The organism is Stenotrophomonas maltophilia (genome assembly GCF_047782825.1).
In the GTDB taxonomy this organism is placed as follows: Bacteria; Pseudomonadota; Gammaproteobacteria; order Xanthomonadales; family Xanthomonadaceae; genus Stenotrophomonas.
On record NZ_CP180589.1, the window covers coordinates 3,008,321 to 3,034,250 of the forward strand.

The following is a 25,930-nucleotide window of genomic DNA, read 5'->3' on the forward strand; positions in this document are numbered from 1 at the left end:
TGCCCTGTGCCTGCCCCATGCTCTACCTGTCCCTGGCCGTGATCTGCAGTGTGCTGGTTTCGGTGTTGTTGAAGCTGGCCAACCGCCGCGCGCTGGACGTGCCGCAGATGGTGACCTGGAACTACCTGGTGGCCGCCACCCTGACCGCCGTGGTGCTGCAGCCGCCGCTGGACGCGCTGCGCGCGCCGCATGCGCCGTGGGCGTCGCTGCTGGCGCTGGCGGTGGTGCTGCCCTCGATCTTCCTGGTGCTGGGCCGCGCGGTGGCAGTGGCCGGCATCGTGCGCAGCGACGTGGCCCAGCGCCTGTCGCTGCTGCTGTCACTGGCGGCGGCCTTCCTGTTCTTCGGCCAGACCGCCACGCCGTGGAAGCTGGCCGGGCTGGGCCTTGGCGTGCTGGCGATGGTGGCCATCAGCCTGCGCCCGCGTGGCCAGGCGGTGGCAGCCTCGGCCGGTGGCTGGGGCTGGCTGCTGGGCGTGTGGGCCGGCTTTGCGGTGGTCGACGTGCTGCTGAAGCAGGTGGCGCTGTCGGGCACGCCGTCGATGGCGGCGGTGCTGGCCAGCTTCAGCGTGGCCTTCGTGCTGATGCTGGCGCTGCAGCTGTGGCGGCATGCCAGCGGCCGCAGCCGGCTGGCCTGGCGCAACCTGGGGGCCGGCGCACTGCTGGGCCTGCTCAACGGCGGCAACATTCTCTTCTATGTGCACGCGCACCAGTCGATGCCGGACAGCCCGGCCACCGTGTTCGCCGGCATGAACATCGGCGTGGTGGTGCTGGGCGCGCTGGTGGGCGTGTTCGCCTTCGGCGAGGCCACCACGAAGTGGAACCGCGCCGGCCTGGCGCTGGCGGTGCTGGCGATCGGGTTGATCGCCTGGGGGTGAGTGGCGCCCGGGGTCGGATCCCATTCCAACGGAATGGGCTCTGACCCCTGCGTCTCCCAAAAGCAGTCGAGCATGGCTCGACTCTACAGAAAGCCGCCGGGCGTGCCCGGCGTAGGGTTATTTATCGAAACCCAGCAGCAGCGGGTCGTGGTCGGAGCTGCGCCACGGGCCCGGCACGTTGCGGCCCTGGTAACCGCTGGCATCCTGCTCGTCGGCGTTGCTGTGCCATTCGGCGGCACCGCGCAGGCGCTTGGCCATGCCCGGGCTGAGCAGGGCGTGGTCGAGGCGGCCGGTGTAGCCGTTGTAGACGTAGCTGTAGGGGTGCTCGACCTTGGCCACCTTGAAGGCGTCCTGCCAGCCCAGGTCATGCAGGGTGCGGATCGGGTCTTCCTGGGCGTAGGCGTTGAAATCGCCCAGCAACACGATGTCCTTCACCTTCAGGCGCGCCGCCTCGGCGCCCACCCACTGGTTCAACTGCCGCGCCGATTCCACGCGGGTGGCATTCCAGCAGCTCTGGCCATCATTGCGGTCGGCATCGGCACCGGCTGCATCGCGGCAGCCCTTGGACTTGAAGTGGTTGGCGACCACCATGAAGGGCGCGCCCTTGCCCTGGAAAGCCTGGGCCAGCGGCGCACGGCTGTGTTCGGCGAACGGGCCGTCCAGCTTGGTCAGCGGTGCGCCCAGCGGCTTGAACAGGCCCTTGCGGTAGATGATGCCCACCCGGATCGGATTGGTGCCCGGGCCTTCGCCCGCATCGACCATCGCCCACTGCTGGGCCGGTTCCAGGGTGGCGTTGAGCGCGGCCAGCAGTTCGGCAATGGCCGACTGCGGGCCATAGCCATCGTTTTCCAGTTCCATCAGCGCGGCGATGTGGGCATCCAGCGCGCTGATGGTGGCCACCAGCTTGGCCACCTGGGCCTTGTGCTCTTCCAGCGTGCGCGCGCCGCGCAGGGTCGGGAACCCGCCACCCTGGCCGTCGCCATTGAAGTAGTTTTCCAGGTTGAAGGCGGCAATGTGCAGGCTGCCCGGCACCTTCGGCACGGCCGGGCGCTGCAGGTCCGGCAGCTTCAGCGTGCCATCCACCTGCAGGCTGGGGCGGCCCTGCGCGTCCACGCGCACGGTGCCTTCCACGTTGCGCAGCTGCATGCCGGTGCGCAGCACCGGGTTGCCGGCCAGGTAGGGCACGCTGCCGGGGTCGCGCGCGTCGCTGCCGTCATCGAGCACCAGGCGGCGGCGCTGGTTGTCGGCCATCACCTGTTCGATGCCGGCGGTGCCGGGGGCGGCCACTTCGGTGGGCTGCCAGAGGCGGCCGTCGAAGGCCACGGTGAGCTGGCCGAAGCGTTCCAGGCCATCGGTGCCGGCCAGGGTGAGCGGCGCAGCGATGCGCACGTGCTGGCCGTCCAGCGCGCGCCAGTCGGCCGGGGCCGCGGTCAGCACGACCGGGGCATTGCTGCGTGCGGTGGTGGAGGTCGGGATCGGCGCGGCCTGCGGCTGGGCCTGGGCAAAGGCGCTGGCCGGCAGCAGCAGGGACAGGGCTAGGACGAGGGAACGGCGGCGCATCGACGGGCGACTCCACGAAATGGGCGCACAGACTAACCCCGAAATGTGCAGCCCCGCTTGCAGGCCGGGGCACGATGGGCGATCAGGCCTCGGTGGGCAAAGCCGGGGTGGTGGCAGGGGGTGTCGTAGAGCCGAGCCATGCTCGGCTGCGCTTGGCCAGCCCGCGCGCAGAGCAGCCGAGCGTGGGCTCGGCTCTACAGAAGGCGGCGTGTTGCGACGGTTATTTAAGGTTGCCCAGCATCCAGTCCACGGTGGCGTGGATCTGTTCTTCGGTCAGCGCCGGGTTGCCGCCCTTGGGCGGCATGATGCCGCCATCCGGGCCGGTGTAGCCCTCGATGGCGTGCTTGTAGAGGGTGTCCTTGCCCTGCGCCAGGCGCTGGTCCCAGTGCGCGTGGTCGAGCGTGGGCGCCTGGCCGACGCCGGTGGTGTGGCAGGCGGTGCACAGGTTGTCGAAGATGACCTTGCCGTCCTTGGTGCCGCCGTAGGCGACCTGCGAGGCGGCCTTGGCCAGCGCGGCGGCCTTGGCTGCAGCCTGCGCAGCGGCGCCGGTGCTGCCGGCATACACCGCGCCGGTGGGCGAGATGCGCTGTTCGGTGCGTTTGGCCGCGGTGGGCGACACCTCGGGCGGAATCCGGGTGTGGATGTAGGCAGCCAGGAGGATGAGGCCGAGGGTGATGGCCGCCAGCAGCGCGATCACCATCGAGAAGCGTTTCAGGAACTCCAGATCGTAATTCCGCACTCTTCGTTACCCCTGGCTGATAGTCGTTGGACCACGGCTGAGCGACTGCGTGATGGGGCGAGTATAGAACGCGCTTTGCGTGCGACAACAGGCGTCGATGCTGGTGCGGCGCAACATGCCTGGGCGATGGGGTCAGAGCCCTTTTGCGATGCAAAAGGGATCTGACCCCGACAACGACCCCGACAGCGCAAGCGCGGCAACAGCCGCCGGGCATGGCCCGGCGCTACCGTTTTGCGGCGGCGCCGATCGCGCGCAGGCAGAAGCTGCAGATCGCATCCACCAGGGCATCTTCGTCGCGGTGCGCTTCGCGGCTGGGCGCGGTCGGGCCAACCATCGCCTCGGTGAAGGCACCGACCAGGCAGGCGGCGGTGGCGTGGGCGTCCTGCGCGGGCAGTTCGCCGGCGGCCACGCCCTCTTCCACAAGGCGCAGGAACACATCGCCGAAGGCGCGGCGCCCGCGCATGCGCTCGGCCTCCACGTCCGGGTCCACCGGTTCGACGATGAAGGCATGGGCCAGCCCCGGCCCGGCCAGGGCGCGGCGGACGAAGGCGGTGATCGCCAGCCGCAGGCGCTCGCTGGCCACCTCGGGGCCGCTGGCGATGCGCTCCATGATCTCCACCTCGTGGGCCACGGCGGCGTTGAGCACCTCCACGAACAGCTCGGCCTTGGACGGGAAGTGCCGGTAGATCAAGCCGGTGGACACCCCGGCCTGGGTCGCCACGGCGGTCACCGGGGCATTGCGCCAGCCGCCGGCCGCGACCAGCTCGCGGGTCGCCAGCAGGATCCGTTCACGGGCCCCGGCCAGCCGTTCTTCCATCAATGCAGAGCGTTTGTAGGCCATATTCTGATTCTAGTTTCAATTTTTGAATTTGTATTCACTTCTTTCCCGAACCCCGCTACGCTGGGCCCATCGCCCGTGCTGGCCGCTGCCTTCAACAGCCACCAGCCTCCCCCTGACGGGTGCGTCCATTCCCCCACCTTCCTCGTGGAGCCGCCGCAATGCACGTGCCATCCCTGAACTTCGATCTTGGCGAAGATATCGACCTGCTGCGCCAGAGCGTGGCCCATTTTGCCGCTGCCGAGGTCGCTCCGCTGGCCGCCGAGGCCGATGCCACCAATCAGTTCCCGCTGGCCCTGTGGCCGAAGCTGGGCGAACAGGGCCTGCTGGGCCTGACCGTGGAAGAAGAATACGGCGGCACCGGCATGGGCTATCTGGCCCATGTGGTGGCGATGGAAGAAATCTCGCGTGCCTCCGGCGGCATCGGCCTGTCCTATGGCGCGCACTCCAACCTGTGCGTGAACCAGCTGCGCAAGAACGGCAACGAGGAACAGAAGCAGCGCTTCCTGCCCGGCCTGTGCAGCGGCACCCTGGTCGGCGCACTGGCAATGAGCGAACCCGGCGCCGGTTCGGACGTGGTGTCGATGAAGCTGCGCGCGGACAAGCGCGGCGACCGCTACGTGCTCAACGGCAACAAGATGTGGATCACCAACGGCCCCGATGCCGACGTACTGGTGGTCTACGCCAAGACCGACATGGCGGCCGGTGCCAAGGGCATCACCGCCTTCCTGGTCGAAAAGGGCATGAAGGGCTTCAGCACCGCGCAGAAGCTGGACAAGCTGGGCATGCGCTCCTCGCCCACCTGCGAGCTGGTGTTCCAGGACTGCGAAGTGCCGGAAGAGAACGTGCTGGGCCAGGTCGGCGGCGGCGTGCGCGTGCTGATGTCCGGCCTGGACTACGAGCGCGTGGTGCTGTCCGGTGGCCCGCTGGGCCTGATGGCCGCGGCCATGGACGTGGTGATGCCGTACGTGCACGAACGCCACCAGTTTGGTGAAGCCATCGGCAGCTTCCAGCTGATCCAGGCCAAGATCGCCGACATGTACGTGGGCCTGGGTGCCTGCCGCGCCTATGTCTACGCCGTGGCGCGCGCCTGCGACCAGGGCCGCACCACCCGCCAGGACGCCGCCGGCGCCATCCTCTATGCCGCCGAGAAGGCCACCTGGCTGACCGGCCAGGCGATCCAGATCCTGGGCGGCAACGGCTACATCAACGAATACCCGACCGGCCGCTTGTGGCGCGACGCCAAGCTGTATGAAATCGGCGCCGGCACCTCGGAGATCCGCCGCATGCTGATCGGCCGCGAACTGTTCCAGCGCACCCTGTAAGGCACCGCGATGACCGTCCTCAACAGCCAGCTGCAACCGGGCAGCGACACCTTCGAAAGCAACCGCGCGGCCATGCAGGCCGTGGTTGATGACCTGCACGCCACGCTGGCGCGCACCGCGCTGGGCGGCAACGAGGCCGCGCGCGCCAAGCACACCGCACGCGGCAAGCTGCTGGTGCGCGACCGCATCGACGCCCTGCTCGACCCCGGCAGCGCCTTCCTGGAAATCGCGCCGCTGGCCGCGCACGGCATGTACGAAGACGCCGTGCCAGCGGCGGGCGTGGTGGCCGGCATCGGCCGGGTCAGCGGCGTGGAATGCGTGATCGTGGCCAACGATGCCACGGTCAAGGGCGGCACCTACTACCCGATGACGGTGAAGAAGCACCTGCGCGCGCAGGAGATCGCCGAGCAGAACCACCTGCCCTGCATCTACCTGGTCGATTCCGGTGGCGCCTTCCTGCCGCTGCAGGACGAGGTATTCCCCGACCGCGATCATTTCGGCCGCATCTTCTACAACCAGGCCAACCTGTCGGCGCAGGGCATCCCGCAGATCGCCTGCGTGATGGGCAGCTGCACCGCCGGTGGTGCCTACGTGCCGGCGATGAGCGATGAGACGGTGATCGTGCGCGAACAGGGCACGATCTTCCTCGGCGGCCCGCCGCTGGTGAAGGCCGCCACCGGTGAAGTGGTGACGGCCGAGGAACTGGGCGGCGCCGACGTGCATACGCGCATTTCCGGCGTGGCCGACCACATGGCCGACAACGATCTGCAGGCACTGGCACGGGTGCGAGCGATCATCGCCCAGTTGAACTGGCGCAAGCCGGAACCGGCGATGGCGGTGCAGGCAAACGAGGAGCCGCTGCTGCCGGCACACGAACTGTACGGCGTGATTCCGGCCGATACGCGCAAGCCCTACGACGTGCGCGAAGTAATCGCACGCCTGGTCGATGGCTCGCGTTTCGATGAGTTCAAGCCGCGCTATGGCGCCACGCTGATCACCGGCTTCGCGCATCTGAACGGCTACCCGATTGGCATCATCGCCAACAACGGCATCCTGTTCTCCGAATCGGCACTGAAGGGCGCGCATTTCATCGAACTGTGCACCCAGCGCAACATCCCGCTGGTGTTCCTGCAGAACATCACCGGCTTCATGGTTGGCCGCAAGTACGAACAGGGCGGCATCGCCAAGGACGGGGCCAAGCTGGTGATGGCCGTGGCCTGCGCCAAGGTGCCCAAGTTCACCGTGGTCATCGGCGGCTCGTTCGGTGCCGGCAACTACGGCATGTGCGGCCGCGCCTACTCGCCCAACTTCCTGTGGATGTGGCCGAACGCGCGCATCGGCGTGATGGGTGGCGAGCAGGCCGCCAGCGTGCTGGCCACGGTCAAGCGCGATGGCATCGAAGCCAAGGGTGGGCAGTGGCCGGCGGCGGAAGAAGACGCCTTCAAGGCGCCCATCCGCGACCAGTTCGAACAGCAGGGCCACCCCTACTACGCCAGCGCGCGCCTGTGGGATGACGGTGTGATCGATCCGGTCGACACCCGCCGTGTCCTGGCCCTGGCCCTGTCGGCCAGCCTCAACGCCGCCCCGCAGCAGACGCGCTTCGGCGTGTTCCGCATGTGACCCGTGCCATGACCGAGCAAGCTCCCATGAAGCCCGTCGCCATGTTCAGCAAAATCCTCATCGCCAACCGTGGCGAGATCGCCTGCCGCGTCATCGCCACCTGCCGTCGCCTGGGTATCGCCACCGTTGCGGTCTATTCCGATGCCGACCGCAACGCGCGCCACGTGCGTCTGGCCGATGAGGCCATCCACATCGGTGCCGCCCCCGCGCGCGAAAGCTACCTGCGCGGCGACGTGCTGCTGGACGCCGCACGCCGCAGCGGTGCGCAGGCCATCCACCCCGGCTACGGCTTCCTCTCCGAGAACGCCGATTTCGCCGATGCCTGTGCCGCCGCTGGAATCACCTTCATCGGCCCGCCGGCCAGCGCCATCCGTGCGATGGGTGACAAGAGCGCGGCCAAGGCGCTGATGGCCAAGGCCGGCGTGCCGCTGACCCCCGGCTACCACGGCGACCAGCAGGACCCGGCATTCCTGCGCGCGCAGGCCGATGCCATCGGCTACCCGGTGCTGATCAAAGCCAGCGCCGGTGGCGGTGGCAAGGGCATGCGCAAGGTCGAACGCAGCGAGGACTTCGTCGATGCGCTGGCCAGCTGCCAGCGCGAGGCCGCCTCCGCCTTCGGCAACGACCACGTGCTGGTGGAAAAGTACGTGGAGCGCCCGCGCCACATCGAGATCCAGGTGTTCGGCGATTCCCACGGGGATGCGGTCTACCTGTTCGAGCGCGACTGCTCGGTGCAGCGCCGCCACCAGAAGGTGCTGGAAGAAGCACCGGCGCCGGGCATGAGCGCCGAGCGCCGTGCGGCCATGGGCCAGGCCGCGGTCGATGCCGCGCGCGCGGTGGGCTACGTGGGTGCGGGTACGGTGGAGTTCATCGCCGGCCCGGATGGCGATTTCTACTTCATGGAAATGAACACCCGCCTGCAGGTCGAACATCCGGTGACCGAGTACATCACCGGCACCGATCTGGTGGAATGGCAGCTGCGCGTGGCCGCTGGGCAGCCGATGCCGCTGCGCCAGGACCAACTGGCCATCCACGGCCACGCCATCGAAGCGCGCCTGTATGCCGAAGACGCCGACCGTGGCTTCCTGCCGTCCACCGGCACCCTGCGCCGCCTGCGCCTGCCGACGCCGTCGGCGAATGTGCGCGTGGATACCGGCGTGGAGGAAGGCGACAGCATCACCCCGTACTACGACCCGATGATCGCCAAGCTGATCGTCTGGGACGTGGACCGCGATGCCGCCCTGCGCCGCATGAGCCAGGCCCTGGCCGACTGCCAGGTGGTGGGCGTGACCACCAATGCCGGTTTCCTGCGCCGGCTGGTCAACACCGATTCGTTCGCGAACGCGAAGCTCGACACCGCGCTGATCGAGCGCGAACAGGCCGCGCTGAATGTCGTGGGCGACAGCGACGATGCGCTGTGGCAGCTGGCGGCCATCGCCGCCGTGGCCAGCACTGCGCGGGCGGGCAGCGATGCGCGCGATCCGCATTCGCCGTGGCAGGCACAGGATGGCTGGCGCCTGGGTGCTTCGGCACCGCGTGTGCTGCCGCTGCAGCAGGGCGAGCACAGGCACACGCTGAAAGTGTGGGAGCAGGCCGATGGCTGGCGCGTGCAGCATGATGATGCTGCCCCGGCCACGGTGATCGGCAGCGCCAACGGCGACCGCATGAACGTGCAGCTGGACGGCCGCCGCTGGCAGCTGCAGCTGCTGCGCGAAGGCGACCAGGTGTTCCTCTTCGGTGCCGATGGCCAGCACCACTTCACCCTGCACGATCCGGTGGGCGAATCGGACACTGCGGTGGCCGACGCGGGAAGCCTGCTGGCACCGATGCCAGGGAAGATCGTCGCTACCCTGGTGGAGGCCGGCACGCAGGTGAAGCGTGGCACGCCGCTGGTGGTGCTGGAGGCGATGAAGATGGAGCACACCCTGCAGGCGCCAGCCGATGGCACGGTGAAGGGCTACCGCGCCAAGGCGGGTGACCAGGTGGGGGATGGTGCGGTGCTGGTGGATTTCGAGGCGGGGTGAGGGTCTCAGATTTCCGGCTGCCAGACCTGGCGGCCGGGATCGAACTCACTGGTTGTCATCAGCTCACTACGCCAGCCAATCCCACAGATGGCCATTGGGCTCTGCTGCATCGGATCCAGCCCGAGCGCCTGCTCGATGTCCTGCTCGTTGATCGCGGCGGTGACGAAGGCGCCCAGCCGGGCCTCGGTCGCACACGAAAGCAGCAGCTGCGAGGCGTGACCAACGTCCAGGATCACCGCACGGTAGGCCTTCGGATGGTGGCGATACTTCCAGAAGGTGCGTGCAAAGCGGGGTGCAAGAATCACCTGCACATGGGCATCGGCGAACCACTGCTGCCCGGCAACAAACCGCCGGGCCAACGCTGCGGCATCGTCAACCTGCCCAGCGACAGGGCTGAGGCTGTGGTCGATGGGATGGTAGCGATACAGCCCGGGCTCCAGGCCCAGTACTGATTGGACCAGCAGGAATGCCTCGGTGGGATGCAAGCCCCCCGCAGAGGGCACGTTCTTTTTCAGGAAGATCGCTTCATCACCTTCCCGCTGCTCTCCATGACTGGCCAACACCCGCCACAGCAGCTGCGAGAGCGTGGGAAGGTCGAGAAGACGTGTGCGATCGAAGTTGCGGCAGGTGGCGCGTTGTTTGAGCCAGGCATCGAAGGGGACTTCAGCAGGTGCCATCAGAGTGATGGCGCGCTCCCCAGGTTCAGCACATGCCGGCGGTGGCGGACCGAGTTGCCTGCACAGGCCCGCCGCCGTCTCCAGTCCCGCTTCGCGCAGTGCTGTCACACTGTCCTGGTTCTGCCAGCGCACAAGCCGATGCATGACCGCCGCAGGCGTCCACCAGGAGGTGGCTGACAAGGCTCGCTCGGCCTCCTGCCACGCGTCATCCTCATCGCCATGGCCGAACACGAGGCCGGCTTGGCACAGACGCGGGATGACGCCACGCGCAAACTGCGGACCGTCTTCCGTCCATTGCGCCGCGGGCATCCGCCCCAATGCCAGCAGCATGTCCTCGTCCAGCACGACCGCTGCGTCCAGATGCGGTGCAACGGCCACCCACTGCGTGCTGCTGACGACCGAGGTTCCGCCTGCCAGCAGGTCGGCCACAGCGTAGTGTTCGACCGTGCGCAGTTCGATCATCAGCTGCTGGCAGCGGCGGAAGCGGGGTACGGGCATGGCGGTGGTCCAGGAAGTCGACAGAGAGGTTTTCGGCCGCAGCGGCTGGAACTGTCGGCTCAAGCCATCGCGGCCGCCGCCGCTACCTGCATTGGCACATGCAACTGCCATCGCGCTTTTTCCCAAAACCAGAGGCCGTAGAATGACCCCCGATCTTCCCCTGCTCTCCCCCGAGCAAGCGCTGCAGCTGCTCGACCGGCTGTCCAGCGACGACGCGTTCCGTGCTGTTTTCCATGAAACCCCGGCCAAGGCGCTGGGCACGATTGCACCCGATGTCGCCGAGGCGTGCAGGGACTGCAGCACCCAGGGCCCACTGGCCAGCAAGGAAGAGTTTGCCCAGGCGCGCGACCGCCTGGTGGAACGCCTCACCGCCGATGCAGTGTTCCGCGTGCCCCATTGCTTCGTCAGTGGCGAGATTGACGCGCAGCTGCGGCACCCGCCGGCACCGTAAGGGATGCGCTCTGCTGCGCCGGAGCCCGGGTCCGGGCCTGGCGCAGTTCGCTGGTATTGACCAGCTGCATCACGTAGGACCCCGCACTTTCCGCATAGGCACGACCTGCATTGGACAACAGCCACTGGCGTGCTTCTGGCTCGCCCGGGTCATGCGTGGCCGCCAGTGCTTGCCACCGCACAACGCGCACCTGGAATAGTTCAGTACCATCCAACAGTGGCTGCAGCCGGGCAATGGCTTCTGCCGCTCGCCCCTGCAGACGGTCGGCGTTGGCCTCGACCAATGTCACCATCTGCCGACTCCGCAGGTCGTCGACCGAATCGGACAGTTCCTTCAGGGTCGGCAATAGATCGCTCGCCACCTGTGCATGCTCTGCCCGCTGCGCGCCATAGGCCGCCGCCGCGGCCAGGAACATCCATTCGGCGCGATCCTGTCCCTTGGTCGCCTTGACGCGGGCCAGCAGTGCGCGAGTGACGCGATCAAAGGCCGAAGCCCCCACGGGTCGACCGCTTTCGGTAGCCAGCAGCAGCGCCTGCAGCTCGAACATCTGGCAGGCCAGCACGCTTTCTCCGCAGCCCTGCAGCGCGCGCTTGTTGGCGGCCGCGGCACGCACCGTGTCGCCGGCATCGACCGCCACGGCAACGCCCTCCAGGCCGTTGCCAAACCCACGATCGGGTTCGGCGTCGATCATTCGCTGTGCGCCGGCGAGGTCACCCGACGCTGCAGTTGCCGCAACGAGGTGGCGGTTGCTGGTCCATCGGCCCAACCTGGCCGATACGCGGTAGCTTTCCAATGCGCCGGCATAGTTGTTCTGGGCAAGCTGCGCGCGGCCGACATCCTGCCATGCGATGGACTGCAGGGGATTGGCGGCAACGGTAGCCTTCCTGGCCGATGCTTCGGATTCGGGATAGCGCCCCAGGGTCTGCATGGCCCAGGCGTAGTTCGCGTGGGCACCGTGATAATCAGGATACAGATCAGCCAGCAGCTTCCATTTGGCGGACACCTCCTCGAGGCGGCCATCTTCCAGCTCGGTACGCCATGCATCCAGATACAGGCGATCACGGCCGGGAAGGCGGGCACGGATGCCACCGGCACGCCCCAGCATGCGCCGGGCATTGTCCAGGTCACCGCGCGCAACATAGACCCGCATCTGCCCCAGGTATGCGAAAGCGAACAGGGGATCGAAGCGCGATGCCTGCTCGAAGAAGCGCAGCGCTTCGTTGTAGTGGCCATCGCCGTACGCCTGCAGGCCTATCGCGTAGGCATGCAGTGCATCCAGATCACTGGTGGCCACCTGCGGCAGCGGCAACGACGTCTGCGAAACCTGCTGCATGGCCTCGCCCAGCTCGTTGCGCAGGGCCACCGTAACCGCATCGGTGGAGGCAAACAGCGATTCCATCCCGCGCTGCTCGGCGTGCGTGGTCCACACCACCTTGCGGGTAGTGGGATCGATCAGCTGCGCGGTCACCCGCAGGCGACCATGCAGCTCTTCCACACGCGGCACCACGACCGCACGTGCGCCCTCACGCAGCGCGACTTCCACCGCGGCCTGGGTGTCCAGCAGACCACGCTCCTGGCGCATCCGCTCCAGCGTGTCCTGCACCTTGATGTTGCTGAGCACGTTGACGTACCGGGACTGCTCCAGGCTGATGCGGAAGGCCTGCTCGAAGCCATCATCCAGCAGCGTATTGCCGGACAGGTTCTGTACGTCCGCCAGCACGATCCATTCGCGTTCAGCGAACGCGATCGCAGGCGCGGGTCGCATCAGCGACCAGCCGATGACCGCCACCACCAGCGCCGCTATGGCATTCATCGCCATCGGCAGGGGTCTGCGCCACCAGGCAACGGAGCGGCGTGCCTTGCCGTGGCTGCGTGGTCTACGGAATTCGGCCTCACCCGGCACGCCGACCTCAAACACTTCCTGTTCACTGGCGATGCCCTTGAAGCGCCAGCGACCATGTGATTTCCACTGCAGCATCTGACCACGACTGCCCAGTTCGCCGGTGCTGCGCCGGACCGTGGATTCGGCCGACGCCGAAACCAGGATCTGCCCAGGGCGGGCGAGCTGCATCAGCCGCGCGGCCATGGGCTTGGCCAGCCCCTCGACCTCGACCGGTTTGGCACCGTGGGCCACGGCCTCGGCACTGTTGTTCCAGAGAATGACTTCGCCCACGTTCAAGCCCGCGCGGGCACGGACGCTGACGTTGCGCGCGGTGCCGAGCACAGCCAGCTCACTCTGGTAATCAAGTGCGAACCCCAGTGCGTCGATCGGGCGTTCGAACAGCAGGAACAGGCCATCGGACCGGTCGATCAGGCGTCCGTTCCAGGCTTGCTGAAGCCGCAGCACCAAGCGGTCATGGTCTTGGAAAAGTCCTGCCGCTGCGCTGTCACCGATGCGTTCGACCAGGGTAAGTGAGTCGCAGAGATCGGTGAAGAGCAACGCGCGCAGCTGAGGGCTATGCGTATTCGACGTTCCGGTGTCGCCATTCATCGCCAGGTTCTCCGCTATTGGCCGTCCGGGCCATCGGTCCAGTGCAGGCAGTTGCCGCCGGCGCGCTTTGCCCGGTAAAGCGCCCGGTCGGCACGCGCGTACCACTCGCTCCAGTCGGCCTCCGGGTCCAGCAGGCTCGCGCCGATGCTGGCCGGGGTAACGTGCGGAGTGCCGTGGCTGCGCTCGAGCAGACCGTGCACCGCGCTGAGAATGAACTCGGCGGCGTGCTGCACGATCTCATGGTTGGCGCGGCGCAGGATCAGGCAAAACTCGTCGCCGCCCAGCCGGCACGCCAGGTCGTGCTCACCCGCCATCGAACGCAGGATGTTGCCCATGCTCTGCAGCACGCGGTCACCGGCCTGGTGGCCATGGCGGTCGTTCACCTGCTTGAAGCGGTCGCAGTCGATCAGCAGCAGCGCCTGCGGCGCGCCGTCGGGCCGGCTGCGGCATTCCTGCAGGTACAGGGTCAGGCCGCGGCGGTTGTGCAGGCCGGTCAGTTCATCGGTCCGCACCAGCTCGCGCGTGTGGGTGAGCTGGTGGGTGGTGATGTACAGGTTGTCCAGCGCGGTTTCCAGGTCGTGGTTGCGACGTCGCAGCTGGCTGATCAGGGCCTGTTCGTTGGTCAGCACACGCATGATCGTGCGCCGCAGGAAGTACGCCACCATGCCCGGATCGGACTCGACCAGGCAATGGAAATCGGCCGGGCCCAGCTCCAGCAGGTGGCAGTCTTCGACCACGCGGGCGCCGGCACTGCGCGGGTGGTCGCCTACCAGCAGGCCCAGTTCGCCGAAGAACTCGTGGCGCCCCAGCGTCTTGACCACCAGGTCTTCGCCGAAGTCCAGTTCGATCCGGCCTTCCAGGATCACAAACATGCATTCGCCGCGATGGCCGCGCTGGAAAAGCCACTGGCCCGCCTCGATGCGCGATGGCCGCGCGAAACGCGCGAACAGGGCGATTTCTTCGTCCGACAGCAGCGCGTGCACGATCTCGGCCATCGCCACCTGAGCGATACCGGTCGTCATGTCGATGTTCTCGGCCGCACCCCTGCCGGTCATTCCCCGCCGCCAGCGTCCCCTGGTGAGATGCGGAGCATAGCAGTGAATCAAACTGTGCGCCCCTTCTCATTTTTCATGAAGACGCCACGATCTGCCCCGAACAGGCGGGCAAGCCGCATTCAGGTGAAAGGTTGGCGATCGGCTCCGTGGCGGGGCAGACGCCGGACACAACAACGCCGGCAGGTCCCCCGACCTGCCGGCGCTGTCTGGCCCTTCCCTGGCCACCCTGATGGGTCCGAAGGCCCGGGTAGAGTCGAGCTTGCTCGACTGCCCTGGCTTCGGGTGCGGTCACGTCAGTCGAGCAAGCTCGACTCTACGGGGTCGAGGCCGGGTCAGGCGGCGCGCTCACTGCGGCCGCCATGGAACTGCTCTTCCTCGGTCGAGCCGGTCAGCGCCGTGGTCGAGGACTGGCCCTGCTGGATGGCCTGGGTGACCGCATCGAAGTAGCCGGTACCGACCTCGCGCTGGTGCTTGACCGCGGTGAAGCCGCGCTCGGCCGCTTCGAACTCGGCTTCCTGCAGTTCCACGAAGGCGCTCATCTGCCGGCGGGCATAACCGTGGGCCAGGTTGAACATGCCGTAGTTCAGTGCATGGAAGCCGGCCAGGGTGATGAACTGGAACTTGTAGCCGTAGCTGCCCAGCTCGCGCTGGAACCTGGCAATGGTGGCGTCGTCCAGGTTCTTCTTCCAGTTGAAGCTGGGCGAGCAGTTGTAGGCCAGCAGTTTGCCAGGGAACTTCGCATGGATCGCCTCGGCGAATTTCCGCGCGAACTCCAGGTCCGGCTTGCCGGTCTCGCACCACACCAGGTCGGCGTAGGGCGCATAGGCCAGGCCACGGCTGATCGCCTGGTCCAGGCCGTTGCGGGTCTTGTAGAAGCCTTCCACGGTGCGCTCGCCGGTGGCGAAGGGCTTGTCGTTGCCGTCGATGTCACTGGTCAGCAGGTCGGCGGCTTCGGCATCGGTGCGGGCCACCAGCAGGGTCGGCACGCCCAGCACGTCGGCGGCCAAGCGCGCGGCGTTGAGCTTCTCGATGGCCTCACGGGTCGGCACCAGCACCTTGCCGCCCATGTGGCCGCACTTCTTCACCGAGGCCAGCTGGTCCTCGAAGTGCACGCCGGCGGCACCGGCTTCGATCATCGCCTTCATCAGCTCGAAGGCATTGAGCACGCCGCCGAAACCGGCTTCGGCATCGGCCACGATCGGCTGCAGGAAGTCGATGTCATCCTTGCCTTCGGCGTGATGCAGCTGGTCGGCGCGCAGCAGGGTGTTGTTGATGCGCTTGACCACCGCCGGGACCGAATCGGCCGGGTACAGCGACTGGTCCGGGTACATCTGCCCGGCCAGGTTGGCATCGGCGGCCACCTGCCAGCCGGACAGGTAGATCGCCTTCAGCCCGGCCTTGACCTGCTGCATGGCCTGGTTGCCGGTCAGCGCACCCAGCGCATTGACGAACTCGCGCTCGTGCAGCGACGCCCACAGCTTCTCCGCACCCAGCCGGGCCAGCGAATGCTCGATGTGCACGGTGCCGCGCAGGCGCACCACGTCGGCGGCGCTGTAGTTGCGCTGGATGCCTTCCCAACGCGGGTTGGTATCCCAGTCGTGCTGGATCTGTTCGGCAGTGGGCAGCTTGCTCATGTCTTTCTCCAGTTCGGTTCGTGCAGCGGATGCAGCGGGGAGGGATTGCCGTGGCGACGCGGGTCGGTCAGTCGATACGCGCGTAGGCCGGCAGGGTCAGGAAATCGGTCAATTCGTCGTTGCGGCTCAGTTCGCCCAGCAGGGCGATGGCCTCGCCGATGCGGGCGCCGCCGGGCAATGCGCGGGTATCGCCCAGCCGCGCCGGCAGCTGGGCCAGGGCGGTATCGAGCAGGGCCAGGTCGATGGCGGTGCCGTCGTCCAGCTGCTGGCCCGGGGTATGCAGCCACTGCCACAGCTGGCTGCGGCTGATCTCGGCGGTGGCCGCGTCTTCCATCAGGTGGTGGATCGGCACGCAGCCGTTGCCGTCCAGCCACGCCGCCAGGTAGCGCACGCAGACTTCCACGTTGCCCTCGAACCCGGCGCGGGTGATGCTGCCCGGCGGCCGCGCGGTCAGTTCATCGCGGCCCACCCGCACGTCCTGGCGCAGCACCTGGTGCTGGTTCGGGGTGGGCATGTGTTCGTCGAAGATGGCCATCGCCACCGGAATCAGCGCCGGGTGCGCGACCCAGGTGCCGTCGTGGCCCGCGCTCACTTCGCGAAGCTTGTCGGCGCGCACGCGGGCCATGGCCTGTTCGTTGGCAGCGGCATCGTTGTTGATCGGAATCTGCGCGGCCATGCCGCCCATCGCGTGCGCACCGCGGCGGTGGCAGGTCTGGATCAGCAGTTCCGAATAGGCCTTCAGGAACGGCTGGGTCATGGTTACCTGGCCACGCTCGGGCAGCACCCGGTCGGCGTGGCGGCGGAAGGTCTTCAGGTAGGAAAAGATGTAATCCCAGCGGCCGCAGTTCAGGCCGACGATGCGCTCGCGCAGGGCGTGCAGGATCTCGTCCATCTCGAACACCGCCGGCAGCGTTTCGATCAGCACCGTCACCTTGATCTGGCCGTGCGGCAGGCCGAGCATGCCTTCGATGTGCGACAGCGCGGTCTCCCACAGCGTGGCCTCTTCCATGCTCTGCAGCTTGGGCAGGTAGAAGTAGGGGCCGCGATCCTTGGCCTGCAGGGTGCGGGCGTTGTGGAAGGCAAACACCGCCGCATCGAACAGGCCACCGGCGATGAACTGGCCGTCGATGCGCACATGCTTTTCATCCAGGTGCCAGCCACGCGGCCGCACGATCAGCACCGCCTGCTCGTCGTAGGGCCGCAGGGTGTAGTGCCTGCCCGGCTTGCCATTGGCCGCCGGCGCAGTGAATTCCAGATCGCCACGCACCGCAGCGGCCAGCGACTGCTGCCCGGCCAGCAGGTTGCGCCAGGTGGGCGAGGTCGAGTCCTCGAAGTCGGCCATGAACACCTTGGCGCCCGAGTTCAGCGCGTTGATGACCATCTTCGGGTCGGTCGGGCCGGTGATCTCGACGCGGCGGTCCTGCAGTGCGGCCGGCAGCGGCGCGACGGTCCAATCGCCGCTGCGGATGGCGGCGGTGTCTTCACGGAAGTCCGGCAGGCCGCCCTGGTCGAAGAACGCCTGGCGCTCGCGGCGCGCCTGCAGCCGTGCCTGCCGGCCCGGTTCCACCGCACGGTGCAGCGACACCAGCAGGGCCAGCAGCGGCGCCGGCAGCACGGTGTCCTGGCCGGCCACGCGGGTCGCCAGGGCGATGCCGGGGGTGGCCTTGCTGGCAGGGGTGGGAACAGCGGAAGCGACGGCGGACATGGGGCGACTCCAGCGGTGGGGGACGCCTCCACGGTGCCGCCGGGCCAGAGTATTTGGCAAAACAGTTTTTGCAATGTTCTACATAACTTGTGCTAATACTTGTTACGCCATGACCACACGCAGCCCGCCAAGCCCCCGTTTTTCCTACAAATCCGACCGGCTGAAACCGCTGCGCGCGTTCTGCCAGACGGTGCGTCTGGGCTCGGTCTCACGGGCGGCTGAGGCGCTTTTCGTCAGCCAGCCGGCCATCAGCCTGCAGCTGCAGGCACTGGAGCGGGAGCTGGGGGTGCCGCTGTTCGAGCGCAGCGGGCGGCGCCTGGTGCCCAGCCGCGAGGGCCAGGTGCTGTATGAGATGGCGCAGCCGCTGGTGGAAAGCCTGGACGGGCTGGAAGCGCGCTTCCGCGACAAGGTGCGCGGGCTGGATGCGGGTGAACTGAACATCGCCGCCAACAGCTCGACCATCCTCTACCTGCTGCCGAAGATCGTCGAACGCTTCCGCCTGCACCACCCGGATGTGCGGCTGACCCTGCACAACGCGATCAGCGCCGATGGCACCGACCTGCTGCGCGAGGACGCGGCCGACCTGGCCATCGGTTCGATGACCGATGTGCCGGCCGACCTGAGCTACGCACCGGCTTACCGCTTCGAGCAGGTGCTGATCGCGCCACGCGACCATCCGCTGGCCAGTGGCGGTGAGCTGGAACTGGCCGACATCGCGCGCTACCCGCTGGTGCTGCCGCCGAAGCGGCAGATCACCTACCGGCTGGTGGACCAGGTGTTCCAGCGCCACCGCATCGCGTACTCCGTTGCGCTGGAGGTGGGCGGCTGGGAGGTGATCAAGCAGTACGTGGCGATGGGCATGGGTATTTCCATCGTGCCGGCGCTGTGCCTGAACGATGCCGACCGCGAGCGGCTGGCGGCGCGGTCGATGAAGCGCTGGTTCCCGGAGCGCAGTTACGGGGTGATCGTGCGGCGGGGCAAGGCGTTGTCGGCGCAGGCGCGGGCGTTTGTGGAGCTGATCCAGCCGGAGCTGTTCAGTCCGCGGGATTACGACCAGAGCGGGCATTCCGAGCGCTGAGGGTGCACCTGCGGTAGTGCCGGCCGCTGGCCGGCAACAGCAACAGTGGGCATTTCGTGGGATGGCGGGGTCGGATCCCGTTGCTGCGCAACGGGCTCTGACCCCATTTCCGGGACGGTTGGCCGGTAGCCAGTAGAGCCACGTCATGCGTGGATGCTTTTGTAGAGTCGAGCCATGCTCGACTGACGGGAAAACGATCGAACAAGCCGACCCGCCCGTCGTCGGTCTGGCTAGACTGCAGATATGTCCATCGAACTCCGCCACCTGCGCTACTTCCTCGCCGTTGCCGATACGCTGCACTTCGGCCAGGCGGCCGAACGCTTGGGCATGTCGCAGCCGCCGCTCAGCCAGCAGATCCGGCAGCTGGAAGAACTGATCGGGGCGCGCCTGTTCGTGCGCAGCCATCGGCGGGTGCAGCTCACTGCGGCCGGTGAGCTGCTGCAGGAGCGGGCGCGGGCCATCGTGCAGCAGGTGGAAACAGCGGTCGATGAGGTGCAGCGCGCGCAGCGCGGTGAGCAGGGCGAGCTGCACATCGGCCTCACCCGGGCCACGCCGCTGTCTCCGCAGATTCCACGTTCCATCCTGCAGTACCGGCAGCAGTACCCGCAGGTGCGGCTGCAGTTGAGCGAGTTGAACACCCTGCAGCAGATCGATGCGCTGCTCGATGGCCGGCTGGACGTGGGCATCATCCGCAAGCGTGCGTTGCCGCCGGAACTGGTCGCGCACAGCCTGTTCGTGGACCCGCTGGCGCTGATCGTGCATGCCGACCACCCTGCCCTGCGACGGTTGTCGAAGCACGGCACGCTGTCGCTGCGTGATTTCGCGCAGGAGCCGTTCGTGGCGTTCCGGCGCAGTGCCGGGGCCGGCATCCACGACCACATGATCGCGCTGTGCGCGGCGGCTGGCTTCACCCCACGCATCGTGCAGGAGGCCGGTGAAGCCTCCACGCTGATCAGTCTTGCTGCTGCCGGCCTGGGTGCGGCGATCCTGCCGTCGTCCTGTGACCACATCCGGGTGGAAGGTGCGCGCTTCGTGGCGCTGGCCGATGCCGGTGCACATTCGGAAGTGCAGCTGGCGTGGCGGCGCGAAGGGGTGACGCCGTTGATCCGCAACTTCGCCGGCTTGTTGCGCGGGGCATTCGCGGAGGGGTGATGCGCCGCGCTGCGCGCTCGCCGGGCATGGCCCGGCGCTACCGCCGACCCATCAACACAGGCCGTGTTGCCGGCCAGCGGCCGGCACGACCGCGCGTCGGGTCAGGCGGTCACCGGCTGCGGGGCGCGCTGCTGCAGGGCCCAGATGATGCCGGCGCCAAACAGGGTCAGTACGGCGGTGAACGCGCACACGCCCAGCCAATCCCAGGCGGCGTAGGCCAGGCCGCCCACGGCGCCCAGCACGCTGCTGCCCAGGTAATAGGCGAACAGGTACAGCGCCGAGGCTTCGGCACGCATCGAACCGGCGCGGCTGCCGACCCAGCTGCTGGCCACCGAATGGCCGCCGAAGAAACCAAAGGTGACCAGGGCGATGCCCAGCGCCATGGTGGTCAGCCAGGGCATGGCCAGCAGCGCGATGCCGGCGCCGATCAGGCCGAAGGAGATGGTCAGGATGCGGCCGCGGCCGTAGCGGGTGGCCTGCTGGCCCATCCATGCCGAACTGAAGGTGCCGACCACGTACACGCTGAAGATCAGCCCGACCACGGTCTGGCTCAGGTGATACGGCGGCGCCAGCAGGTGGTAGCCCAGGTAGTTGTAGAGGGTGACGAACACGCCCATCAGCACGAACGAGGTGGCAAACAGCCACGGCAGCCCCGGGTCGGCGAACAGGGTGCGCCAGCGCGAGGGCAGCTGCCGCAGGCCGCCACGGCGCGCCTGGAAATGGCGCGAGGGCGGCAGCTGCAGCCACAGCAGCACGGTGCTGGCCAGGGCGATGATCGAGACCGCGCCGATGCCCCAGCGCCAGCCCCAGTGGTCGGCAATGATGCCGGCCAGCAGGCGCCCGCTCATGCCACCAATGGCGTTGCCACCGATGTACAGGCCCATCGCCAGGCCCAGCGCGCGGCTGTCCATTTCCTCCACCAGGTAGGTCATGGCCACCGCCGGCACGCCGCTCAGGGCCAGGCCCAGCAGGGTGCGCAGCACCAGCATCGTGGTCCAGTCATCGACCAGCGCGGTGCACAGCGACAGCAGCGCCGAGGCCATCAAGGCGGCGATCATCATCGGCCGGCGGCCGATCGCATCGGACAGCAGGCCGGCCAGCAGCATGGCCACGGCCAGGGTACCGGTGCTCAACGACAGCGACATGGCGCTGCCGGCGGCAGATACACCGAAGTGGCGGCTGAACTCGGGCAGCAACGGCTGCACGGTGTACAGCAGGCCGAAGGTGGAAAAGCCAGCCAGGAACAGCGCGACCGCGGTGCGGCGGAAGGCCGGCGTGCCCTGCTGGATGCGGGTATCAGCGCCGGAATCGAGGATGCGGGGGCGGCCGGGGGCGGCCGCCGCAGTTTCGCCAGTCATGGGATCGAAGGGCCGTGGGGGCGGCCGACGTGGGGGTACGGGGACCAGCGTAGGCCCCTCCATCCAGTCGATCCATAACCTGATAGGTCAGGATTGATACTTACTGCATATCGATGGCGCTTACAGGTGCCGCCACTCGAAGCCATCGCCACTGCGGTAATACACCGCCACGGCGCGGCCGTAGACCTTGTCGGCATCGACGAAACCGAAGAAGCGGCCGTCGAAGCTGTTGCCGCGGTGGTCGCCCAGCACCAGCACCTTGCCGGCCGGCACTTGCATGTCGGCGATGTCCGGGCCGCCGCCCATGTCCAGGTCGAGCTGGGCCTGGCGCTGGCCGAAGGCTTCGGTATCGCGCAGATCGGCGATCTGCAGCGGGTGGCCGTTGATGGCCAGGTGACCACCGTGCAGCTGTACGTGGTCACCGGCCACGGCCACCACGCGCTTGATCAGCCGGGTGCCATCGGCCGGGGAATCGAACACGGCCACTTCGCCGCGCTGCGGGGTGCCGGTGGCCAGCAGCTGCTGGTTGGTGAACGGCAGGCGCAGGCCGTAGGCGCGCATGTCCACCACCACGCGGTCGCCAGGTTGCAGGGTCGGCTGCATCGAGCCGCTGGGCACCACGTAATGGTTGGCCAGGGTATCGCGGGCGGCGGCCAGCAGGCCGAGCATGACCAGCAGGGGCAGCGCTTCCTTCTTCAGCCAGGTGAGCGCGCGTTCGGCGAACGGGGGGCGGGCGACAGCGTCCATGACAGGTTCCGGTGGGTGGAAGCTGGATCAGACCACAGGCAGGTGCGCGAGGTTCCCGGTAGCGCCGGGCCAAGCCCGGCGAGCGCGCAGCGCGGTCGCGTCCCAGCCATCCGCCGGGCATGGCCCGGCGCTACCGAAGGAAGGGTTACGCAGGTTTTACGCGCGCCCCCGGCAACGGGCATCGCACCTTTACGGCCGCCACGCGCATCGTGTGCCCACCGCGCCACTGGGCGCATTCCGCAAGGTGTTGTATGACCCTCCTGGTGATCCGCCACGCAGCTTCGTCGGCGCCGCGCCCGCATCTGCCGGCGCAGCTGGCTGGCCATCGCGTGCTGTGCAGCGACTGCACCAGCCTGTCCGAGGTACGCCAGTGCCTGTGCCAGCCGCAGGCGCGCTCGGCCGACTGGGTACTGCTGGATGTCGGTACCGCCGACGAAGCGCAATGGCAGGCCGAGGGCGATGCGTTGCAGGCGGCGCTGGAACGGCTGCCGGCGCAGTACATCGAACTGCAGGCGCCGAGCGAACCCGGCCTGGATGCGCGCCTGCGCCTGCAGCACGGTCCGGCCGCGGTGGTGGTCGACCAGCGCAGCCAGCAGGCCGGTTACCCGTTGTCGCTGGCCATCGTCGGCCGCCGCCTGGCGCAGGAGGGCTGAGCCATGTCGATCTTCATCATTCGTGGCCCGGAAGCCTCCGGCGCGCTGATCCGCACGGCGATGCCGCTGCCGGCGCCGGTACTGAAGACGCTGGTGCATCGGGCGATCGACGCCGGGACCAGCGTGGCGATCCGTGCCTGTGGCTCGGAACAGGAACTGCTCGATGCCCTGCGCGTGGCCGACCACAGCCGCGGCGAGGTGACACTGCTCGACCCGGGCGCGTGTGCCAACAGCCTGCGCCTGCAGCGCCTGCTGCCGTACCTGCACAACCCCTACGTGGAAGTGCATGACGATGGCGCGGTGGCCGAGCCTTGCCTGCCGGCCGGTGCCGGCCAGCGCCTGGGCATCGCCGCCGGCTATGGCGCGCAGAGCTACGTGCTGGCGCTGGACATCGCGCTGGATCACCTGGGCCTGGCCGAGCAGGCGAACCGGGTGCATGTGGGGACGTAACGCGCTTCTGTAGAGTCGAGCCATGCTCGACGGGCTTGTCCGCCTTTGTAGAGCCGAGCCCATGCTCGGCTGCCTTTCCAGGAAACATCAGCCGAGCATGGGCTCGGCTCTACAGAAAGAAAAACGGCGGGGTTTCCCCCGCCGTTTTCGCTTTCTTATTTCAGCCCGCGGAACTTCAGCAGCGGTTCCACCGACGGGTCCTTGCCGCGGAAATCGCGGTACAGGGTCGACAGTTCCACGCTGTTGCCGCGCGAGAGGATCTTATCGCGGAACTCCTGGCCGTTGGCCGCCGTCAGGCCACCGTGTTCGGTGAACCACTGGAAGGCATCGTGGTCCAGCACTTCGGCCCAGAAGTAGGCGTAGTAGCCGGCCGAGTAGCCGCCACCCCAGATGTGGTCGAAGTAGGTGGTGCGGTAGCGCGGCGGCACCTGCGGCAGGTCGACCTTGAACTTCTTCAGCGCGCTGGCTTCGAAGGCGCCCACATCCTGCAGCGGGGCATCGGCCTTCTGCGTGTGCCAGGCCAGGTCAAGCAGTGCGGCCGACAGGTATTCGGTGGTCGCATAGCCCTGGTTGAAGCTGCGTGCCTTCAGGATCTTGTCGACCAGGTCCTGCGGCATCGCTTCGCCGGTCTTGTAGTGCTTGGCGTAGTTGGCGAACACCTTCGGGTCCAGCGCCCAGTGCTCGTTGAACTGCGAGGGGAACTCGACGAAATCGCGCGAGGTGGCAGTGCCGGCGATCGACGGGTACTTCACGTTCGAGAACATGCCATGCAGGGCGTGGCCGAACTCATGGAACATGGTGGTGACGTCGTCGAAGCTGATCAGCGCAGGCTGGCCATCGGCCGGCTTGGTGAAGTTGCAGACGTTGTAGACCACCGGCTTGGCACCGGTCAGGCCGTCCTGCTCGACGAACACGTCCATCCAGGCGCCACCGGACTTGGTGTCACGCTTGAAGTAGTCGGTGTAGAACAGGGCCAGCGAGGTGCCGTCCTTGTCGAACACTTCGTACACCTTCATGTCCGGGTTGTAGGTCGGAATGTCGGTGCGCGGCTTGAAGGTGATGCCGTACAGCTGGGTGGCGGCGTAGAAGACGCCGTTCTGCAGCACGTTGTCCAGTTCGAAGTACGGCTTGATCTGCGACTCGTCCAGATCGTACTTGGCCTTGCGGACCTGTTCGGCGTAGAAGTCCCAATCGGACGCGGCAACCTGGAAGCCGCCCTTCTGCGCATCGATCACCTTCTGGATCTCACCGGCTTCGGCACGGGCCTTGGCGGTGGCCGCCGGCACGGTGTCGGTCAGCAGCTTCAGCGCAGCGGCCGGGGTCTTGGCCATCTGGTCGCCCAGCTGGTAGTCGGCGAAGGTATCGAAGCCGAGCAGCTTGGCCTTCTGCGCACGCAGCTGGGCCAGGCGCTGCACGGTCTGCCGGGTGTCGTTGGCATCGCCACGCTCGGCGCGGGTTTCCGAAGCCTTCAGCACGGCGGCACGCTGGTCGCGGTCGCTGAGCGAGCCGAGCACCGGCTGCTGGGTGGTGTTCTGCAGCGGCAGCACGAACTTGCCGTCCAGCTTGCGCTCCTTGGCGGCAGTGGCGGCGTTGTTGATCGCGTTGTCGTCCAGGCCAGCCAGCTTGGCCTTGTCGTCCACGACGACGGCGGCAGCGGCGGTGGCCGCGACCAGACGGGTGTGGAACTGCGTGGACAGGGTGGTCTCTTCCACGTTGAGCTTGCGCAGGCTGGCCTTGTCCGCATCGGACAGCTGTGCACCAGCACGCACCAGGCCGTCGTAGTAGTGCTCGACCAGGCGCTTCTGCACCGGGTCCAGCTCCAGCGTGTCACGCTGGTCGTACAGCGACTTCACGCGGGCGAACAGCTTCGGGTCGAGGTTGATCTCGTCCTGGTGCGCGGCCAGCTTCGGGGCGATCTCTTCCTGGATCTTCTGGCGCGCTTCGGTACCGTCGGCCTGGACCAGGCCGAAGAAGATGCGCGACACGCGGGTCAGCGTTTCGCCGCTGCGCTCCATGGCCACCAGGGTGTTGTCGAAGGTGGCCGGCTCGGGGTTGTCGGCGATCTTGCGGACATCGGCCAAGTGCTGGCGCATGCCTTCTTCGAAGGCCGGCAGGTAATCGCTGTCCTTGATCTTGTCGAACTGCGGCGCCTGGAACGGCAGCGTGCTGGCGCCCAGCAGCGGATTGGTGGACGCTTCGGCCGGCTGCTGGGCCGGGGCTTTCTGGGCTTCGGACACGGGGGTGGACTCCTTGCCGGAACAGGCCGCCAGCGCCAGGCTGATGGCGGCGGCCAGGACTACGGTACGCGACATGTAAAACGCTCCTTGGGCGGACGGTATGGGATACCAGCCCTCCACCCTACTCCTGTCGCGCTCGCCCGGCATGTGCCGGACGTGGCGTGTGCGCTGGCGGCGGAAGCCGGCTCAGACCGTGCCGCGGGTCTTGCCGATCCAGGGCCGGTAGAACTCGCGGATGGCGGCCATGTCGGCGGCATCATCGCCGGTGGGCGTGAACAGCGGGCCGATGCCGATAGTCTTTTCCGGGTAGTGGAAGTACGCCGCCAGGATCGGCACGTCGGCCATCCGGGCGATCTTCAGGAAGCCGGCCTTCCAGTCCTTCACGGCCTTGCGGGTGCCTTCGGGGGTGATGGCGAACCACATCTTCTCGTTGTTGCGCAGCAGGTCCACCGCCTGGCCCACCGTACCCTGCGGCGAGCTGCGATCGAGCGGGATCACGCCCAGCTTGTGCAGCAGCGGGCCCAGCGGCCACCAGAACAGCGATGCCTTGCCCAGCACCTTCACCTTCATGCCCAGCGCGATCTTGGCCGCCATGCCCCACAGGCCGTCCCAGTTGGACGAATGCGGGGCGATGATGAAGACCAGCCTGGGGATGTCAGGCAGGGTGCCGGTCACTTTCCAGCCCCCCATCCGCAGGGTGCAACGTGCCAGCCAGCGCAGGAAGGCGTTGGGTTTGACCTGTGGCATCTGCGGCGGCACCGCC

At 67.6% G+C, this 25,930-nt stretch carries 21 protein-coding genes; 9 read left to right on the forward strand and 12 right to left on the reverse strand.

Annotated elements, in window-relative coordinates; genetic code table 11:
• Positions 1-17 precede the first annotated feature (17 nt).
• The gene (locus ACM2ZB_RS14085) at positions 18-875 is read left to right on the forward strand and encodes an EamA/RhaT family transporter (RefSeq protein WP_416055898.1); all 858 of its coding nucleotides are present in this window, start codon (positions 18-20) and stop codon (positions 873-875) included.
• A gap of 117 nt (positions 876-992) precedes the next feature.
• Here ACM2ZB_RS14085 and ACM2ZB_RS14090 read toward each other — a convergent pair whose 3' ends face one another.
• The 3 genes from ACM2ZB_RS14090 to ACM2ZB_RS14100 all read right to left on the reverse strand — a co-directional run bounded on the left by ACM2ZB_RS14090 (position 993) and on the right by ACM2ZB_RS14100 (position 4,015).
• A complete protein-coding gene (locus ACM2ZB_RS14090) occupies positions 993-2,435 on the reverse strand; it encodes an ExeM/NucH family extracellular endonuclease (RefSeq protein WP_416055899.1) in 1,443 nt (480 codons plus the stop codon).
• 220 nt (positions 2,436-2,655) lie between these two features.
• Complete coding sequence (locus ACM2ZB_RS14095) at positions 2,656-3,174, reverse strand: c-type cytochrome (RefSeq protein WP_079224832.1); 519 nt, start codon at positions 3,172-3,174, stop codon at positions 2,656-2,658.
• A 223-nt stretch (positions 3,175-3,397) separates the two neighbouring features.
• Positions 3,398-4,015: a TetR/AcrR family transcriptional regulator gene (locus tag ACM2ZB_RS14100; RefSeq protein ID WP_416055900.1), complete on the reverse strand. Its 618-nt coding sequence runs from the start codon at positions 4,013-4,015 to the stop codon at positions 3,398-3,400.
• Positions 4,016-4,173: 158 nt separating this feature from the next.
• On the opposite strand from ACM2ZB_RS14100, the gene ACM2ZB_RS14105 reads away from it, so the two are divergent.
• From ACM2ZB_RS14105 to ACM2ZB_RS14115, 3 genes are read left to right on the forward strand one after another with little or no spacing between them, the layout of a single operon-like run.
• Positions 4,174-5,337 carry an isovaleryl-CoA dehydrogenase gene (locus tag ACM2ZB_RS14105; RefSeq protein WP_416055901.1) on the forward strand — a complete coding sequence of 388 codons (1,164 nt, stop codon included), beginning with the start codon at positions 4,174-4,176 and terminating at the stop codon, positions 5,335-5,337.
• Positions 5,338-5,346: 9 nt separating this feature from the next.
• Complete coding sequence (locus ACM2ZB_RS14110; protein WP_416055902.1) at positions 5,347-6,957, forward strand: carboxyl transferase domain-containing protein; 1,611 nt, start codon at positions 5,347-5,349, stop codon at positions 6,955-6,957.
• An 8-nt stretch (positions 6,958-6,965) separates the two neighbouring features.
• Complete coding sequence (locus ACM2ZB_RS14115) at positions 6,966-8,981, forward strand: acetyl-CoA carboxylase biotin carboxylase subunit (RefSeq protein ID WP_416055903.1); 2,016 nt, start codon at positions 6,966-6,968, stop codon at positions 8,979-8,981.
• Between the two features lie 5 nt (positions 8,982-8,986).
• Here the strand turns inward: ACM2ZB_RS14115 and ACM2ZB_RS14120 are convergent, their stop codons facing one another.
• Positions 8,987-10,156 (reverse strand): putative peptide maturation dehydrogenase, encoded by a 1,170-nt coding sequence (locus ACM2ZB_RS14120; protein WP_416055904.1) that lies wholly within the window; start codon positions 10,154-10,156, stop codon positions 8,987-8,989.
• Between the two features lie 142 nt (positions 10,157-10,298).
• On the opposite strand from ACM2ZB_RS14120, the gene ACM2ZB_RS14125 reads away from it, so the two are divergent.
• A complete protein-coding gene (locus ACM2ZB_RS14125; protein ID WP_416055905.1) occupies positions 10,299-10,607 on the forward strand; it encodes an NHLP-related RiPP peptide in 309 nt (102 codons plus the stop codon).
• Here ACM2ZB_RS14125 and ACM2ZB_RS14130 read toward each other — a convergent pair.
• The 4 genes from ACM2ZB_RS14130 to aceB all read right to left on the reverse strand — a co-directional run bounded on the left by ACM2ZB_RS14130 (position 10,561) and on the right by aceB (position 17,492).
• Positions 10,561-13,098: a putative peptide modification system cyclase gene (locus tag ACM2ZB_RS14130; RefSeq protein ID WP_416055906.1), complete on the reverse strand. Its 2,538-nt coding sequence runs from the start codon at positions 13,096-13,098 to the stop codon at positions 10,561-10,563. The two genes, ACM2ZB_RS14125 and ACM2ZB_RS14130, sit on opposite strands and share 47 nt — an antisense overlap.
• Before the next feature lie 14 nt (positions 13,099-13,112).
• On the reverse strand, positions 13,113-14,153 hold the full coding sequence (locus ACM2ZB_RS14135; RefSeq protein ID WP_416055907.1) for a diguanylate cyclase domain-containing protein: 1,041 nt from the start codon (positions 14,151-14,153) through the stop codon (positions 13,113-13,115).
• 332 nt (positions 14,154-14,485) lie between these two features.
• Positions 14,486-15,787, reverse strand: a complete 1,302-nt coding sequence (gene aceA / locus ACM2ZB_RS14140) for an isocitrate lyase (protein ID WP_069118153.1) — start codon at positions 15,785-15,787, stop codon at positions 14,486-14,488.
• Between the two features lie 67 nt (positions 15,788-15,854).
• Positions 15,855-17,492, reverse strand: a complete 1,638-nt coding sequence (gene aceB / locus ACM2ZB_RS14145) for a malate synthase A (protein ID WP_416055908.1) — start codon at positions 17,490-17,492, stop codon at positions 15,855-15,857.
• 109 nt (positions 17,493-17,601) lie between these two features.
• On the opposite strand from aceB, the gene ACM2ZB_RS14150 reads away from it, so the two are divergent.
• Together ACM2ZB_RS14150 and ACM2ZB_RS14155 are read left to right on the forward strand one after the other, a co-directional pair.
• Complete coding sequence (locus ACM2ZB_RS14150) at positions 17,602-18,570, forward strand: LysR family transcriptional regulator (RefSeq protein ID WP_416055909.1); 969 nt, start codon at positions 17,602-17,604, stop codon at positions 18,568-18,570.
• Positions 18,571-18,813: 243 nt separating this feature from the next.
• Positions 18,814-19,722 carry a LysR substrate-binding domain-containing protein gene (locus ACM2ZB_RS14155; RefSeq protein WP_416055910.1) on the forward strand — a complete coding sequence of 303 codons (909 nt, stop codon included), beginning with the start codon at positions 18,814-18,816 and terminating at the stop codon, positions 19,720-19,722.
• Between the two features lie 101 nt (positions 19,723-19,823).
• On the opposite strand, the gene ACM2ZB_RS14160 is transcribed toward ACM2ZB_RS14155, so the two are convergent.
• Both ACM2ZB_RS14160 and lepB read right to left on the reverse strand, forming a co-directional pair.
• Entirely contained in the window at positions 19,824-21,080 is a 1,257-nt protein-coding gene (locus tag ACM2ZB_RS14160; protein ID WP_416055911.1) for an MFS transporter, read from the reverse strand.
• 120 nt (positions 21,081-21,200) lie between these two features.
• A complete protein-coding gene (lepB, locus tag ACM2ZB_RS14165; protein ID WP_416055912.1) occupies positions 21,201-21,827 on the reverse strand; it encodes a signal peptidase I in 627 nt (208 codons plus the stop codon).
• Between the two features lie 251 nt (positions 21,828-22,078).
• Between lepB and ACM2ZB_RS14170 the strand changes: the two genes are divergently transcribed.
• Together ACM2ZB_RS14170 and ACM2ZB_RS14175 are read left to right on the forward strand one after the other, a co-directional pair.
• Positions 22,079-22,480, forward strand: a complete 402-nt coding sequence (locus ACM2ZB_RS14170) for a hypothetical protein (RefSeq protein WP_416055913.1) — start codon at positions 22,079-22,081, stop codon at positions 22,478-22,480.
• Between the two features lie 3 nt (positions 22,481-22,483).
• The gene (locus ACM2ZB_RS14175) at positions 22,484-22,930 is read left to right on the forward strand and encodes a 3-dehydroquinate dehydratase (protein WP_416055914.1); all 447 of its coding nucleotides are present in this window, start codon (positions 22,484-22,486) and stop codon (positions 22,928-22,930) included.
• Between the two features lie 155 nt (positions 22,931-23,085).
• Here ACM2ZB_RS14175 and dcp read toward each other — a convergent pair whose 3' ends face one another.
• Positions 23,086-25,242 (reverse strand): peptidyl-dipeptidase Dcp, encoded by a 2,157-nt coding sequence (gene dcp / locus ACM2ZB_RS14180; RefSeq protein WP_416055915.1) that lies wholly within the window; start codon positions 25,240-25,242, stop codon positions 23,086-23,088.
• Positions 25,243-25,353: 111 nt separating this feature from the next.
• Positions 25,354-25,914: a lysophospholipid acyltransferase family protein gene (locus ACM2ZB_RS14185; protein ID WP_223276957.1), complete on the reverse strand. Its 561-nt coding sequence runs from the start codon at positions 25,912-25,914 to the stop codon at positions 25,354-25,356.
• Positions 25,915-25,930 lie beyond the last annotated feature (16 nt).

Coding starts and splice junctions, on each gene's coding strand:
- ACM2ZB_RS14090 (WP_416055899.1), bottom strand. CDS start 2,435: ATGCGCCGCCGTTCCCTCGTCCTAGCCCTGTCCCTGCTGCTGCCGGCC.
- aceB (WP_416055908.1), bottom strand. CDS start 17,492: ATGTCCGCCGTCGCTTCCGCTGTTCCCACCCCTGCCAGCAAGGCCACC.
- ACM2ZB_RS14085 (WP_416055898.1), top strand. CDS start 18: ATGCTCTACCTGTCCCTGGCCGTGATCTGCAGTGTGCTGGTTTCGGTG.
- ACM2ZB_RS14110 (WP_416055902.1), top strand. CDS start 5,347: ATGACCGTCCTCAACAGCCAGCTGCAACCGGGCAGCGACACCTTCGAA.
- ACM2ZB_RS14100 (WP_416055900.1), bottom strand. CDS start 4,015: ATGGCCTACAAACGCTCTGCATTGATGGAAGAACGGCTGGCCGGGGCC.
- ACM2ZB_RS14175 (WP_416055914.1), top strand. CDS start 22,484: ATGTCGATCTTCATCATTCGTGGCCCGGAAGCCTCCGGCGCGCTGATC.
- ACM2ZB_RS14130 (WP_416055906.1), bottom strand. CDS start 13,098: ATGAATGGCGACACCGGAACGTCGAATACGCATAGCCCTCAGCTGCGC.
- dcp (WP_416055915.1), bottom strand. CDS start 25,242: ATGTCGCGTACCGTAGTCCTGGCCGCCGCCATCAGCCTGGCGCTGGCG.
- ACM2ZB_RS14155 (WP_416055910.1), top strand. CDS start 18,814: ATGTCCATCGAACTCCGCCACCTGCGCTACTTCCTCGCCGTTGCCGAT.
- ACM2ZB_RS14160 (WP_416055911.1), bottom strand. CDS start 21,080: ATGACTGGCGAAACTGCGGCGGCCGCCCCCGGCCGCCCCCGCATCCTC.
- ACM2ZB_RS14115 (WP_416055903.1), top strand. CDS start 6,966: ATGACCGAGCAAGCTCCCATGAAGCCCGTCGCCATGTTCAGCAAAATC.
- ACM2ZB_RS14135 (WP_416055907.1), bottom strand. CDS start 14,153: ATGACCGGCAGGGGTGCGGCCGAGAACATCGACATGACGACCGGTATC.
- ACM2ZB_RS14120 (WP_416055904.1), bottom strand. CDS start 10,156: ATGCCCGTACCCCGCTTCCGCCGCTGCCAGCAGCTGATGATCGAACTG.
- ACM2ZB_RS14185 (WP_223276957.1), bottom strand. CDS start 25,914: ATGCCACAGGTCAAACCCAACGCCTTCCTGCGCTGGCTGGCACGTTGC.
- aceA (WP_069118153.1), bottom strand. CDS start 15,787: ATGAGCAAGCTGCCCACTGCCGAACAGATCCAGCACGACTGGGATACC.
- lepB (WP_416055912.1), bottom strand. CDS start 21,827: ATGGACGCTGTCGCCCGCCCCCCGTTCGCCGAACGCGCGCTCACCTGG.
- ACM2ZB_RS14105 (WP_416055901.1), top strand. CDS start 4,174: ATGCACGTGCCATCCCTGAACTTCGATCTTGGCGAAGATATCGACCTG.
- ACM2ZB_RS14150 (WP_416055909.1), top strand. CDS start 17,602: ATGACCACACGCAGCCCGCCAAGCCCCCGTTTTTCCTACAAATCCGAC.
- ACM2ZB_RS14170 (WP_416055913.1), top strand. CDS start 22,079: ATGACCCTCCTGGTGATCCGCCACGCAGCTTCGTCGGCGCCGCGCCCG.
- ACM2ZB_RS14125 (WP_416055905.1), top strand. CDS start 10,299: ATGACCCCCGATCTTCCCCTGCTCTCCCCCGAGCAAGCGCTGCAGCTG.